At 45.7% G+C, this 15,893-nt stretch carries 7 protein-coding genes; all 7 read left to right on the top strand.

Annotated features, from left to right (window positions below; all coding sequences use genetic code 11):
- The first annotated feature begins 52 nt into the window (after nucleotides 1-52).
- On the top strand, nucleotides 53-4,117 hold the full coding sequence (locus DBR43_RS02570; RefSeq protein ID WP_124577620.1) for a hybrid sensor histidine kinase/response regulator transcription factor: 4,065 nt from the start codon (nucleotides 53-55) through the stop codon (nucleotides 4,115-4,117).
- A 217-nt stretch (nucleotides 4,118-4,334) separates the two neighbouring features.
- Nucleotides 4,335-5,207, top strand: a complete 873-nt coding sequence (locus DBR43_RS02565; protein WP_124577618.1) for an AraC family transcriptional regulator — start codon at nucleotides 4,335-4,337, stop codon at nucleotides 5,205-5,207.
- 191 nt (nucleotides 5,208-5,398) lie between these two features.
- Nucleotides 5,399-8,536, top strand: a complete 3,138-nt coding sequence (locus DBR43_RS02560; protein ID WP_124577616.1) for a SusC/RagA family TonB-linked outer membrane protein — start codon at nucleotides 5,399-5,401, stop codon at nucleotides 8,534-8,536.
- A 4-nt stretch (nucleotides 8,537-8,540) separates the two neighbouring features.
- Nucleotides 8,541-10,091, top strand: a complete 1,551-nt coding sequence (locus tag DBR43_RS02555) for a RagB/SusD family nutrient uptake outer membrane protein (protein ID WP_124577614.1) — start codon at nucleotides 8,541-8,543, stop codon at nucleotides 10,089-10,091.
- Nucleotides 10,092-10,101: 10 nt separating this feature from the next.
- Nucleotides 10,102-10,863, top strand: coding sequence for a hypothetical protein (locus DBR43_RS02550; RefSeq protein WP_124577612.1), 762 nt, complete (start codon nucleotides 10,102-10,104; stop codon nucleotides 10,861-10,863).
- Nucleotides 10,860-13,313 (top strand): glycoside hydrolase family 2 TIM barrel-domain containing protein, encoded by a 2,454-nt coding sequence (locus tag DBR43_RS02545; RefSeq protein WP_124577610.1) that lies wholly within the window; start codon nucleotides 10,860-10,862, stop codon nucleotides 13,311-13,313. Before DBR43_RS02550 ends, DBR43_RS02545 begins: the two co-directional genes overlap by 4 nt.
- Nucleotides 13,314-13,322: 9 nt before the next feature.
- On the top strand, nucleotides 13,323-15,893 hold the full coding sequence (locus tag DBR43_RS02540; RefSeq protein ID WP_124577608.1) for a glycosyl hydrolase family 95 catalytic domain-containing protein: 2,571 nt from the start codon (nucleotides 13,323-13,325) through the stop codon (nucleotides 15,891-15,893).

Here is a 15,893-nt window from a genome sequence, read left to right as displayed (position 1 = left end):
CCAAATACGACAATATATTGGGCCAATCCGTAATATATTGTACCTAACCTTTATGAACCCTAACCGACTATTGTTTTTTTTCCTGCTGTGCTGTGCTATTGGAGCCCATGCGCAAAAGCCTAACATTAGTTTTAACCACCTGACCGTAGAAAACGGACTTTCCCAAAGTAGTGTGCTTTCCATCACGCAGGACAGCATGGGCTTTATGTGGTTCGGGACCAAAGACGGCCTCAATAAATTCAATACCCAGAATTTCGAGATTTATAAATACCATAGAAAAGACAAGTCTTCTTTAACGAGCAGTCAGAACATCAATGCCCTGCTTACCGACCGCAAAGGGAATTTGTGGGTAGGCACACAAAAAGGACTCAACCTATACCTGCCAAAGACCAATTCCTTTAAGCGTTTTCAGTACCATAAAGAACAAAAAAACAGCCTGAGTAATAATGTCATCAGGTGTATTTATGAAGACCGTCAGGGACACATCTGGGTAGGAACAGACAGTGGTTTAAACAAACTCGTTGGTCAGGACCGCTTTGAACGTTATTTTACCAGGGCAGAGCCCGGGAGCGGCCCGCTCCATCACCTCATTAAAGCCATCCATCAGGACCACAACAATGTATTGTGGATCGGTACCCTGCAAGGGATGAACAGCATGACCCCGGAGAAAGGTAAGTACCGCTACCAGTCGTATGTTCATGATCCGAAACGTCCGGAAAGTTTAAGCGACAATGACATCGCTTCTATCCTCGAAGACCGTCAGCATAATTTGTGGATCGGAACCCATAGCGCAGGACTGGAACTGCTGGACCCAACCAGGACTGCCTTCCGGCATTTCAGGTCTAAAAAAGGAAGCGCCAACAGCATCAGCAGCAATGTGATCCGGAAAATGATGATGGCAAAGGATGGAAAACTCTGGGTCTCTACCTTAAACGGCATCAATATCATCGATGTGGAAGATCATTCTGTCAGGGTCCTGAACCACCATCCCGATGATCCTTCCAGCCTGAACCAGAATTCCATTTACGACATGATGCAGGATGCTGCCGGGTCAATCTGGGTAGGGACCTATTATGGAGGGGTCAATGTATACCATGAAAATTCTACCCCTTTCCGGGAGTATAAATCAAATACCGGCAAAAATGCACTGAGCAGTAATGTGGTGAGTTCTGTACTTGAAGATAAAAAACACAACCTCTGGATCGGGACCGAAGCAGAAGGGCTGAATTATTACGACCGCAGTTCGGGGAAGTTCAACAGTTTCAGGCATGATCCTGAAAATCCGGCATCCCTGAGTTCCAACCTGGTGAAAGCAGTGTCGGTAGACCACAATGGAAAAGTATGGGTCGGGACTTATGAAGGTGGACTGGACCTTTTCCTTCCCGAATCCCGGAGCTTCAAACATTATAAGCCCAACCCCGGAGATCCTTATGCATTGAACTCCAACCGGATCGTGGCCTTACTCCACGACAGCCAGCAGCGCTTCTGGATCGGGACCAGGGCACAGGGGATTTACCTTTATAATGAGAAATCCGATAATTTTGCGCCTTATAGCGGTCAGGATGCCCGGCACGATCTGAAAGTAGTCCGCTGTTTCTTTGAGGATTCCAAAAAGAACATCTGGATGGCCTGCAGCTCGGGAACTTACATTCTGGAACACAATTCCAATATCGTCAGGCGTTTTAAAACCAAAGACAACCATGCGATGTTTAACGACATCAATTTTATTCAGGAAGATTCCAAAGGGACGATCTGGCTGGGTGGTTATGAATCGGGACTGATGCGTTATATTCCGGCACTTAAAACGACACGCTTCTTTACCAAAGCAGATGGCCTTCCAAGCAATGTGGTACTGGGGATGCTGGAAGATGCGGCAGGGAATTTATGGATCAGTACAGACAACGGCCTTTCCAAGTTCGACCATAAGGTGTTTAAAACCTATACCGTGAGGGATGGCCTTCCGGGCAATGTATTCAATTACAATTCTTTCTTTAAAGACAGCAAGGGCGAGTTTTTCTTTGGGGGCTTCAATGGCATGGTCAGCTTTTTTCCGGAACAGATCAAAGACAACAACATGGTGCCCAAGGCCGTATTTACCCGCCTCAAACTTTTTAATAAGCTGGTCAGCATTAACGATGAAACGGAATTGCTCTCTGAAAATTTCAGCCTGACCAAGGCGATCACCTTTTCTCACCATCAGAACATCTTTACCATAGATTTTGCACTGCTCAATTATATCAAATCGGAAAAGAACAGGTACGCCTATAAACTGGAAGGCTTTGAAAAAGACTGGAATTATGTAAACAGTCCTTCAGCCACTTTCACCAATCTTCCTTCAGGAACCTATACGCTTCTGATCAGAGGTTCCAATAATGACGGGGTCTGGAACGCCGCGCCGGCACGTTTAACGATCCATGTAAATCCGCCTTTCTGGAAAACCTGGTGGGCTTACCTGATTTACCTGAGCTGCTTCCTCGGCCTCCTGTTCCTGTTCTCCAGATTTTTATGGATCAGGGCACTGCTCAGAAGAGAGCATGAACTGTATCAGATGAAACTGGATTTCTTTACCAATGTTTCTCATGAGATCAGAACACCATTGACACTGATTGTTGGTCCGCTGGAGAACCTGATCAATGAAACCCGGGAATCTCCGGCATTAAACCGGAAACTGCTCACGGTACGGAAAAATGCAGGAAGGCTTACGAGATTGGTCAATGAGCTGATGGACTTCAGGAAAGCGGAGTCCGGAAAGCTGAGGCTGAACATTTCTCCCGGAAATATCGTTCCCTTTGCCAAAGAGATTTTCCTTTCTTTTCAATACCTCGCGATCAAACACCAGATCACTTATCAGTTTATCACCGCCGAAGAGCAGATCGAAGTTTATTTTGACAATGAGCAATTGGAAAAGGTCCTGTTTAACCTCCTGTCCAATGCCTTTAAATTTACCCCGGATGGCGGAGCCATTCACCTGTCTATCCTCAAAACAGCTTCCGGTTTCGTGGAGATCAGTATTTCTGACAACGGGAAGGGGATTCCTGAAGAAAGCAGGGCAAGGTTGTTTACCAATTTTTACCAGGTAAAAGATCCTTTGTCCAGAAACAGCGGTACAGGAATCGGACTGGCGCTGTCCAAAAAAATTGCACAACTCCATTATGGTGGCCTGTTCCTGGCAGAGGAAGAAGAGATCCGGGAAACCGGAATGCATACCTGCTTCCGCCTGAAGCTGAAGCTCGGTCAGGGGCATTTTTCTAAGGAGGAGCTCGTGGAAGAGTTCCTGAACAGCGAAAATCCCGAGCACTATCAGTTTGAAGCCGATCCTGAAAACACCTGGAGCCCACAGCTCCCGGAAAGCAGCGAAGAGGAAACACTGACCCTGCTGATTGTCGAAGACAACTCTGAGGTAAGGGACTTTATTGTTCAGTCTCTGAGCCCTTATTACCAGATCCTGGTGGCCGAAAACGGGGAAACAGGAGTAGAGCTGGCCATCGCCAGGATTCCGGACCTGATTGTCAGCGATGTGATGATGCCGGTAATGGATGGCCTGGAGCTTTGCCGCACCTTAAAAACGGATGTCCGTACGAGCCATATCCCCATCATCCTGCTGACGGCAAGATCCGGAAATATCCATGAAGTGAACGGATTGAAAACAGGAGCAGAAGCTTACCTGACCAAACCTTTCAGCATCAACAGCCTCCAGCTCAACATTTCCAACCTGCTCATGCTGCAGGCCAATATGAGGCGCAGGTTTTCTCAGCAGATTACCTTGCAGCCTTCCAATATTTTAATTGAGTCGGCAGATGAGGAATTCCTGAACAAAGTGATGGGCATCATTGAAAAGAATTTTGCTGAGGCAGAATTCAGTGTCAACAGCCTTGCCTCAGATCTGGGCATGAGTACGCCGATCCTGTACAAAAAGATTAAAGTCCTCACGGGGCTTACCGTAAATAACTTTATCAAATCCGTCCGCCTGAAAAGAGCCGCCCAGCTGCTTCGCCAGAATGTCTACACCGTATATGAAATTGCTTATATCGTGGGTTTCAATGACCCCAAATATTTCAGTAAAGAATTTGTGAAACAATTCGGAAGAACCCCCTCTGATTATGCTTTTGAAGAATAAAGGCCGTTGATTTAAGAATTTCACCCCTTTTCTTTAAGATTTCACCCCCTCGGATATGGCGATGAGACTTACATTAGCAAAACCAATTATAAATATCTGTTAAGATTAAGCAATCTATGAACGAGTATCCGATGATCCTTCTTTCTGTGGCTTCCTGTTATATGGAAGTTTTGCAGCACGCTGATTCCCCGAGTCCTCAACTAAATAATTATTGATTATGAAAGCGCAACTACTTAAAGTATCTATGGCTCCTGCTCAATCATTTAGTGTAAGACAGGATATCGAACCTTTTGTAAATAACAAATGGCATTACCATCAGGAACTGGAACTGATCTATTTCAATGAAGGTAAAGGAACGCAGTTTATCGGCGACAATATCCAGCCTTTTAATTCCGGCGATATCGTCCTGGTAGGGGCACATCTGCCACATTACTGGAAGTTTGACGAAATGTATTTCGATGAAGGCGGAAAGACGGCAAACCTGGACGTGAAAGTGGCCCATTTCTCTGAAGCCCTCTGGGGGGATTTCTTTTTGAACCTGCCGGAAAACAAGCTGTTGAAAGATGTGCTGGAGAAATCCAAAAGAGGGGTAAAGGTGACGGGCAAGAACAGGCAAGAGGTTGCAGACCTGCTCACGAGAATGCTGAAAGCCGAAGGAACCGAAAGAATCATCATGCTCATGCAGGCTTTAGTGGAAATTGCCAAATGCGGAGAGCTGGAAACACTGGCCTCTATCGGTTTTCAATACGACCTGGAACAGGTAGAGCGGGACCGCATCAGTGATATCTATGAATATACCTATGCCAATTTCAGGAATAAGATCTGTCTGGAAGAAATTGCAGACGTCGCCAAAATTAGCCCGAACTCTTTCTGCCGCTATTTTAAATCAAGGACCCGCAAAACCTATTCGCAGTTCCTCACCGAAATTAAAGTCGGACAAGCCTGTAAGCTCCTGATCGAAGCACACCTCAACCTGAAACAAATCTGTTATAACAGCGGCTTTAATAATTTTGCCAGCTTTCATAAGTGTTTTAAGAAGATTACCGGGAAAAGCCCGCTCTGTTACCAGCGGGAATTTGTAACCGAATAAAGATAAACAAACGAAAATCATCCCTTATACCCAACCCATATAAAACCTAACCAAAACGAGCATGAGAACCACCATCAAAACGAGCCTAAGGGATTACCGGCATCACCCTCCTGAGCGACTGTAACCGGGAAAACCGGATGAATCAGTCGATGATCAATTAAAATATTTACTCATTTTTTTAAAACAGAAGTATGAAGGAAATTTATACTAAGAACCTCTATTTGTCTAACAAATGGAAAGTGTGCAATATCCGTCAGGTTGGCGTAATCGTCTTACTGGCACTGGGCATCTTATTTTCGCCCGCTGTATTTGCGCAAAAAACAAACAAAGTAAAAGGGATCGTGAAAGACGATAAAGGCGTTCCGCTTCCCGGTGTAGGTGTTAAGGTAAAAGGAACCAGCATCGGAACCTCTACCAATGTAGATGGGGCATACAACCTGAACGTCCCTTCAGAAACTTCGGTCCTTATATTTAGTTATATCGGTTACGTTTCGCAGGAAGTAACGGTGGGAACCAAAGCGAGCATCAACATCAGCCTTAAAGAAAATTTCTCCGACCTGGATGAAATTGTGGTGACCGGTTATGGTGGGGTGGCGAAAAAGAGAGATTTGACGGGTGCGAGTTCTTCGATCAATGAAAAAGTAATCCTGGAACGTCAGCCAGTCAACCTTTTCGACGCTTTACAAGGGCAGGCCGCAGGGGTATTGATCGTGAACGATGGCGGTGGTGCACCGGGAGCAACAGGATCAATCCAGATTCGTGGTGCCTCGACACTCAACGGAGGTAACGGACCTTTATATATAGTAGATGGAGTGATCAACCCGGATGGTGCAAACATCAACCCTACAGACATTGCCAATGTGGAAGTCTTAAAAGATGCGGCTTCGGCTTCGATCTATGGTTCCAGAGCAGCAAACGGGGTAATCCTGATTACCACCAAAAGAGGACAGGACGGAAAACCTGCCATAGACCTGACCTATAACCATGTATTCGGGCGTTTGGCCCATGGCATTCCCGTGAGCAACTCTGCCGAAGTAAGGGCATTCCGCGAAATCCAGGCCAGACCAAACGGAACAGATTCCCTGAATCCAAGCTTTAATGCCGATAATAACCTGCAGGAACTCCTGCTGGGAAACCTGGCGCAAAAGAAAGAGATCAAAATGGGCATCAGCGGCGGTCAAAAGGGGCTGAGCTATTATACCAGTATCAATTACCTCGATGATAGGTCTATCATCATCAACAGCTGGGCAAAACGCTTACAGTCGAGGATCAATATTGCCTATCAGTTCTCTCCGAAGCTGAAATATTCAAACAACATGTCTTTCAGCTGGCAAAAAGGAAATCAGATCCCAATCGGAAATACGGTGAGGGTGGTGATCGACAGGCCTGCTTATTCCCTGATTTACTATCCTGATGGCAAGCTAACAAGTTATGTGGCCTCCAAAAGAAACCCAATTGCCCAGGCATTGTTTGAAAGGGATGAAGATGAAACCTATTCCAGTCAGTTCAATAACCAGCTGGATTATCAGGCCACTAAAGACCTGAAATTTACCACCTTGTTCAATGCAAAGCTGGACAACTACCAGAATCTTTATTTTGCACCAAGGATCATTTCTGCCAACAAAGATCAGAATTCAGGAAGAAATGAACTGAAAAAGAACTTTAGCTGGGAATACCAGGCTTTCTTAAACTACAATAAGACGGTTAAGGAAAACCATAACTTCTCTGGTTTATTGGGATTCAGTGCAGACCGGAAAAGAATGGACCGCGTACATACGGAATATTTAAACAGTGTGAGTGAGGAAATCTTTGTCACCCTGCCGGATTATGTGAATGGCCCTAAAACCTTTTCTGAAGCCACTGCAAATGCTACCGTATCTATGTTTTCCAGATTGGGATACAATTATAAAGGAAGGTATATCTTACAGGGAACGTACCGCAGGGATGGTTCTTCGAGGTTCGGCCCTGAAAACCGCTGGGGAAATTTCCTTTCTGCTTCGGCAGCATGGCGCTTCTCTGATGAGAAATTCATGTCATGGTCGAAATCTTTTCTGGAAGATGCAAAAATACGTTACAGTTTCGGTCAGCTAGGAAACGACCAGATCGGTGATTATGAATCGCTGACCAGGATTACCTTTAACGGGAACTACAATGGAGTGGGTTCTGCAGCGCCGACTTCGATCCTTGGTAATAAATTTATCAAATGGGAAACAACTACACAAAATAACATCGGTTTAGACCTGAGCTTCTTTAAAGGCCGCCTGGGCTTTACCGGAGATTATTATGTGAAGAAAACCTCCAACCTGTTGTACCCGAGAGAGATTGCTAAAGAAACCGGATATACTAAAGTACAGGTCAACGTAGGAACAATACAGACCAGAGGTCTGGAGTTTGTGGTTAACGCAACACCGCTTGTATTGAAGAACTTTGAATGGAATGTGACGGCGAATATCTCTTTCGAAAGGGGTAAAGTGCTGAAACTGGCAGATGGGGTTCCTTTCTTCGCCGGAAACAAATGGTATGTGGAAGAAGGCGGACGAATGGGGAACTTTTACGGATGGAAAAACCTGGGTGTTTATGCCTGGGATGAATCAAATGCCTATGATGACAACTGGAAAAAGCTGGAAGTGGTGCTGGAAAACGGCAAACCTAAATATGTCAATGGAAAAGCAGTATACACTTTAGGCGGACAGGAATATACAGGCAATGTGCAAAGCAAACGTGCACCAGATGGTAAACTGAAAGGTGGAGATGCAGAATGGGAGGAAGTGAGACCTGATGGTGTGATCGATGATGCAGATCGTCAGATCCTTGGCAATGCTACCCCGAATTATTACCTGGGTATCATGAACAATGTACGTTACAAAAACTTCTCCCTTTCCTTCCTGTTCAATGGTTCTTTTGGAGCAGAAGTCTACAATAGCTTATTGCAAACCCAGAATAACCCTTCCAACACAGGTGCCGGATCTCCGGAGATGGTGTACAATTCCTGGAGAAAACCAGGCGATCAGACCAAATACCCTTATTATGTAGAAAGAAATAACCGCGGAAACCTGAAAACCAATCAGAACAGCCTTTATATCGAAGATGCCTCTTTCATCAGATTGTCGAGTGCCCGCCTTTCTTACCGCCTGGATCCGGAATGGGCAAAACGCGTTTTCCTTAAAGGTTTAACGGTCTATACGTATGGCACAAACCTGCTGACCTGGACCAATTACCGTGGTTACGATCCTGAGTTTAGTACGGACAATGTATTGACACCGGGTGATGATACCGGAAAATATCCAAGAAGAAGAGAGTTTGGTTTTGGTGTAAACATTAATTTTTAATAAGATGAAAACGAGAAAGTTAATCGCGATATCTGCCTTAGCTACAGTGCTTTCGATGGGCAGTTGTAAGAAATTTTTAACGGAGAAACCTTTGGCGCAGGTGGGGATCGGTGATTTTTATAAAAACAGGTACGATATGGAAGCCTCTCTGGCAGGGGTTTATGCCCAGTTTCAGCAGGAAATGGTGGGAAATAGCCAGTACACTGAAAAATACCTTTATTGGGGCGAATACCGCGCCGATAATTTTGACCGCTTCCTGGCCTATACCAAAGATTACGTAGATGAAATTGCTTTGAACGGCCTGACACCGACGAATCAGTTTTCAGACTGGACTGGCCTTTATGCCGTAATTGGCAGGGCAAACAGCACAATCAAATTTATGCCTCAGGCCGCCAGCCTGGATGTTACCCTGACCCCCGCATTGTCGGACAGTTATCTTTCCCAGGCCTATGCCATGCGTGCAGTGAGTTATTTTTACCTGGTTCGCGTTTGGGGAGATGCCCCGATCAGACTGGAGCCTTATCTTGACATTGCGGAGTCGGCAAATTTCCCGAGAGAATCCAAAGACAAGATCATTTCTCAGGTGATCATCCCGGATCTGGAAAAAGCCTATAGCCTGGTGGTGAAAGGATCAAAACCTGTGGTATACAATATCGGAGAGGCTGCCATTTGCGCCACACTTGCAGATGTATATATGTGGAAGAAAGATTATCCGAATGCCATCAAATGGATCAAGAACCTCTTTGCTGCAAAAGGACCATTGGGTACGGCATATGCAGGAGTAAGTGAGGCCAATCTTCAACCTTCGGCAAGCTGGAAGACCCTGTTCGCAGCACCTGCAACGAGCAATGAGACCATCTGGAGCATTCACTGGGACTTCTTAAAGAATGGCTGTGCCTGTATGCAAACCTCATGGACCAATAACAATAAACAGATCAGCATAGACGAGGGCATCTGGGCCACCTGGTTCCAGCCTCAGTCGGCGACCACAAGGTCTACCGACATCAGACCAAGACAAACGGCGGATGTATTTGTTGCACAGCCGAAACCAAACCGGGACCGCTTCCTGAAATGGTATCCTACAGCCGCCGCACCAACAGCTGCAGACCTCTTTCCTGCAAGTAATCAGTATTTACCGGTCTACCTGACGATGTACCGCCTCGGAGATATGTATCTCTTGTACGCGGAAGCATTGAATGGCAGTGGCGACCTTGCAGGTGCATTAAAGTACCTGAACTTTATCCGCAAAAGGGCAATGGTGCCGGAATACCTGGCCAGTGATCCGTTGGTTTCCAACCAAACGGCGATGGAAAATGCAATTCTGAACGAAAGACAACTCGAGCTTTTCGGTGAGGGCAAAAGATGGTTTGACCTGGTGCGGACCAATAAAGTGAAAGAAGTGATGGACCCGATTCTTAAAAGAAGGCAACTTGCGGCAGGAAATCTGGAAGCCCCTGGTTTCCTGAATCCGGAAACCAAAGCCTACTGGCCAATCCACAGAAATGTATTGAACTCCAACAGAAAATTAATTCAAAACCCTGGTTATACAGATTAAAAATAGCATTATGAATACGATCAGATTAATATTGAAAAGGTATGCCTTTTTATTGTTGCTGCCATTATCGGGATGTACATTATTCGATATGGAGTTGCAAAAGAAATACGATTACGAACATAAAACGCTGGACCCGCACATCAACATCACCGCCAGAGAGTTTTTAGAAAGCCGCTCTTATGAATCCGCGACCAACACAAAGGATACGGTTTTCAAATGGATGAGGAAAGGGCTTGACTATGCAGGAATCGACCTTGCAGCTTATGAAAAGCAGGGGATGACCTTCATTTTTCTGCACAATGATGCCGTTAGGGTATACGATTCAAAAACCAAAAAAACATCTGCCGGTTTATGGGTAGATTTCCCCATCGTCACAGGACCGGTAAATCCGACAACAGGATTGCCACCGACCAGGATCGCCGAAAAATGGGAAGATTATCCTAAAGAAGATGTCAAAAACTTTTTTCTGTACCTGATGATCCAGGGTACCTACAACTTTAACAACATCGCATTGGACAATATGGTGGTGCAAACGATGCTGCCTCCGGCAAGTATCGCCAGCAAAAAATCTCTTCTCGGCTATTTTAACAACGGAACCGGCTTTGATCAGGAAGGAAAAATGGAACTGAGAATCGTGAACAATGATGACCTGGCGCCGATCATGATCAACGACAAAACTAAAAACAGGTCCGGTGGTTACATCGCTACCAATGCTATCGTTCATGTTTATGGAGCGACTATCTATCCTTACAGATTACCGAAACCTCTATGAGAAAACTAATTTTAGCCCTTTTTTGCACGATCCTTTTTAGTCATTTACGAGCACAACAAACCCAACGTTTAACGCAAAACTGGGAATATCTGAAAGGTGACCTGGGTGGTATTTATGAAGCCATCAGGCCTGTGAAAGCAGGAAATCCGGAAAGTGTACCTTTATGGGAAAACGTCAGTCTGCCGCATTGTTTCAATGCGACAGATGCCGTGGACCCGGATCTGAACTATTATCAGGGACCAGGATGGTATCGCAGCCAGCTAACGGTAAACAACCCCTATAAGAATGGCCGCACACTCCTTCACTTTGAAGGTTCCGGACAAAAAACACAGGTCTATATCTATGATGTGAAAGTAGCGGAACATGTAGGAGGTTACGACGAATGGACTGCAGACATTACCGCTGCAGTGGAGGCTTTCCGTAAAAATCCTTTGTTTCAAAAGCAGTTTAAGGGGAAAATCCCTTTGGAAATCCGTTGTGATAATTCCAGGGACCTGGAAATGATCCCTTCAGACCTTTCTGATTTTAACATCTATGGTGGTTTATACCGGTACTTAAACCTGGTTTATGCCCCACAGGTTTCCGCAGAAAAGGTCTTTGCCACTGCAAGTGTGGATGTGAAAGGCAGTCTCGGACAGCTAAAAATCGCTTCCAGGTTATGGAACCCCGATGGCGTAGATACGGTATTGGTTAAGATCGAAGTAAAAGACCCTCAGGGAAAATTAGTCGGCAGCTGGAAGAAAGAACTAAAAGCATTTTATGGAACCAAAGACCTTTGGGAAACGACGGTAAAGAATCCGAAATTATGGTCGACGGAAAATCCAAACCTTTATACCGTAGAAACGAGCATTCTTGCCAACGGAGAATGGGCAGTCCACAAAGAAAAAGTGGGCTTCAGAAACTTTGAATTCGTTAAAAAAGGACCATTTCTGCTCAATGGCAAAAGGCTCCTGTTAAGGGGAACACATCGCCATGAAGACCATGCAGGGGTAGCGGCAGCCATGACAGAGGACCAGATCCGCGAGGAAATGGTGCTGATGAAAAATATGGGGGTCAACTTTATCCGCCTTGGACATTATCAGCAGTCCAGAATTGTACTTGAGCTTTGCGACAGCCTGGGCATCCTGGTCTGGGAAGAAATTCCATGGTGCAGGGGCGGCTTGGGTGGAGAATCCTATAAAAATCAGGCACGTACCATGTTGACCAATATGGTGGAGCAACATTATAACCATCCTTCGATCATCATCTGGGGAATGGGAAATGAAAACGACTGGCCGGGAGATTTCAGCGAATTTGATCAGCATAAGATCAGGGAGTTTATGAAAGAGCTGAACGACCTTTCTCATCGCCTGGACCCATCCAGAAAAACAGCGATCAGAAGATGTGATTTCTGTAAAGACATCGTAGATGTCTATTCTCCTTCCATCTGGGCAGGATGGTACCGTGGAATTTATACGGAATATAAAGAGGTTTCCAAAACAGAATTTGATAAGGTAGATCATTTTTTCCATGTAGAATGGGGTGGTGACAGCCATGCCGGCAGACATTCTGAAAACCCGGACAATGCTTTGAGCCAGGTGAAAACAGGCAAAGGAGCAGATGAAAGGGCAGGAGATGCTTCCCTGTTTGGGGGAAGTGCGCGTGTATCTAAAGATGGCGACTGGAGTGAAAGTTATATCGTTAACCTCATCGACTGGCATTTAAAAGAGCAGGAAACCATGCTCTGGTTAACCGGAGCAGCCTATTGGCCTTTTAAAGACTTTTCTACACCCGTACGCCCGGACAATCCGGTACCGTATATGAACCAGAAAGGGGTGATTGAGCGTGACTTTACCAAAAAAGAAGCGTATTACGTATTCCAGTCGTACTGGACCAGCGAACCCATGGTTCACATCTACGGGCATTCATGGCCGGTAAGGTGGGGAAATGCGGATGAGCAGAAAATGATCAAAGTATACGCCAACCTGGATGAAGTAGAGCTGTTCCTGAACGGCAAAAGCCTGGGCAAAAAGAAACGCGATTCGCAGGACTTCCCGGCAGCGGGATTGAGGTGGATGGTCAGTTTCAATGAAGGCAAAAATACCATCAAAGCAGTAGGTAAGAAAAATGGTAAAGTATTTACCGACGAGATTACCCAGGAATACCAGACTGCAAAATGGGATAAACCTGCAAAAATGATCCTGGAGAAAGTCTCGGAAAAAGATGGGATTGCCCTGATCCGCGTGAAAATCCTGGACAAGAACAATGTGTTATGTCTGGATGCACAAAATTACATCAGTTTCGGCCTGACCGGTGATGGCAAACTGATCGATGATCAGGGTACTGCCCGTGGTTCGCGCAAAGTGCAGGTAGGAAATGGTCGTGCTGAGATCAGCATCAAACTAAATAATGGAAAGAGCGTGGCAAGTGTAAAAGCCGATGGCCTGCCCTCCACATTTATTGAACTTTAAAGATTTGAAATGAAATTTACCCAGTTTTTGTTATTAGGAGCCGTATTCATCAGTGTAAATGCCGATGCGCAAAACAATGGTCCCCTCAGGCTATGGTATGACCGCCCTGCGAAAGTATGGGAGGAAGCCCTGCCTTTGGGGAATGGGAAAACAGGAGCAATGGTTTATGGCCGCGTGGGCAGGGAGCGCATTGCTTTAAATGACAATACCTTATGGTCGGGTTTTCCTGATCCGGGGAACAATACAAACGGACCTAAAGTCCTTCCGGAGGTTAGAAAAGCAATTGAAGAAGGTAAATATGATGAAGCAGCGGTACTCTGGAAGAAAATGCAGGGGCCGTATTCAGCGAGGTACCTTCCTCTGGGAGAACTGTTCTTTCAGTTTAACCCGCAGGACAGCATTCCCGAAAGTTACCAAAGAGATTTGAACCTTCAGAATGCCATTTCTACCCTAAACTATACATTAAAAGGAGTCTCTTATAAAAGAGAGGTCTTTACCAGCTTTCCGGGCAAGGCATTGATGATGAGGATTACAGCCAATAAACCGGGTTCCATTAGCTTCAATGCCGGACTGATCAGCAAGCTGAGGTTTAAAACCAACAGCTCAGGAAGCAATGAGCTGTTGCTGAAAGGAAAAGCCCCGAAGTTTGTCGCCAACCGGGATTATGAACCCAAACAGGTGGAGTATGATGAGCAGGAGGGGATGAGCTTTGAGATCCGGTTAAGGATCAAAAATGAAGGAGGTTCCCTCAGCGGATCCGGAGATCAGCTGGTCGTTAAAAATGCCAATGCAGTGACCATCTATCTTACCGAGGCGACAAGTTTCAATGGCTTTGATAAATCTCCCGGATTGCAAGGTAAAAATCCGGCTATAGAAACGCTGGCAAATATGAACCGCGTGTTTTCTAAAAGTTTTGAAACTTTAAAATCCGAACACATCAAAGATTACCAGGCTTTGTTTAACCGCGTTAAATTTGAACTTCATCCCAACCCGCTTGCCGAAAAGCAAACCACAGATCAACGCCTGAAACAATATGCAAAAACTAAAAATGATCAGGGATTACAAGCCTTATATTATCAGTTTGGCCGGTATTTAATGATCGCTGCTTCCCGGCCGGGATCGAGGCCTTCCAACCTTCAGGGGATCTGGAACGACCTTGTACAACCACCATGGGGAAGCAATTATACCACCAATATCAATACCGAAATGAATTACTGGCTGGCCGAAAATGCCAACCTTTCCGAATGCCATCAGCCGCTGTTCGACTTTATGAAGGAGCTGGCAGTAAACGGTGCAAAGACGGCAAAAGTAAACTACAACATCGATAAAGGATGGGTAGCACACCACAATTCAGACCTTTGGGCCAAAACTTCTCCCCCCGGAGGTTACGACTGGGACCCTAAGGGAATGCCACGATGGTCGGCATGGCCGATGAGTGGCGCCTGGTTCAGTACCCATCTGTTTGAACATTATCAGTTTACCGGCGATAAGGTGTTTTTAAAACAAACCGCTTATCCGCTCATGAAAGGTGCTGCTGAATTTATGCTGCAATGGTTAATCAGGGATGAGCAGACTGGTTACCTGGTTACCAGTCCTTCCACTTCGCCCGAGAATACCGTTAAAATTCAGGGCAAAGAATACCAGCTTTCCAAAGCTTCAACAATGGACATGTCGATCCTCAGACAATTGTTTACGGACTTAATCCGGACTACTGAGGCTTTAAATATAGATGCCGCATTCAGGACAGAACTGAGTGCTGCACGGGAAAAATTATACCCTTTTCATATCGGTCAGTATGGACAGGTACAGGAATGGTTCCGGGATTGGGACGATCCAAAAGATACACACCGCCATATTTCCCATTTGTTCAGCCTGTTTCCCGGCAACCAGATTTCCGTTTTTGGAACTCCCGAGCTGGCAAGTGCGGCGAGACAAAGCCTCATCTTCAGGGGAGATGTGAGCACAGGATGGTCTATGGCCTGGAAAATCAACTGGTGGGCAAGGTTACAGGATGGCAACCATGCCTACAAAATTCTGGAAGATGCCTTTACTTATATCGATCCGACCTTAACCAAAGCGCAAATGAGCGGGGGAGGAACCTATCCGAACTTATTTGATGCGCATCCTCCATTCCAGATCGACGGTAATTTTGGTGCTACCGCAGGAATCACCGAAATGCTGCTGCAAAGTCAGGATGGTATGATCAGTTTATTGCCTGCATTACCGGAAGCCTGGCAGGAAGGCCGCATTCAGGGCATCAAAGCCCGGGGGAATTTTGTGGCAGACATCAGCTGGAAAAAAGGAAAACTGGTATCGGCAATGCTCAAATCAGAAATAGGAGGGAATTGCAGACTGAGAACTTTACAGCCTGTTAAAGTGCTTGATGTCAATGGAAAAGTGCTTGCTGCGAGCGGAAAAGATGCCGAAGGAGTAAACAGCAACCTCCTTACACAACAGGCTTATTTGCCTCCCTATCAGAACAATTCAAAAGTACGCCTGGAAAAACTCGACATCGGACATGGATCTGTGCTCGATTTCAAGACGGAAAAAGGAAAAACATATCAAATCATAGCCCTGTAA

Origin of the sequence: Pedobacter sp. KBW06 (assembly GCF_003852525.1) — a bacterium.
GTDB lineage: Bacteria > Bacteroidota > Bacteroidia > Sphingobacteriales > Sphingobacteriaceae > Pedobacter.
This window is presented reverse-complemented; position numbering and strand designations above follow the sequence as displayed.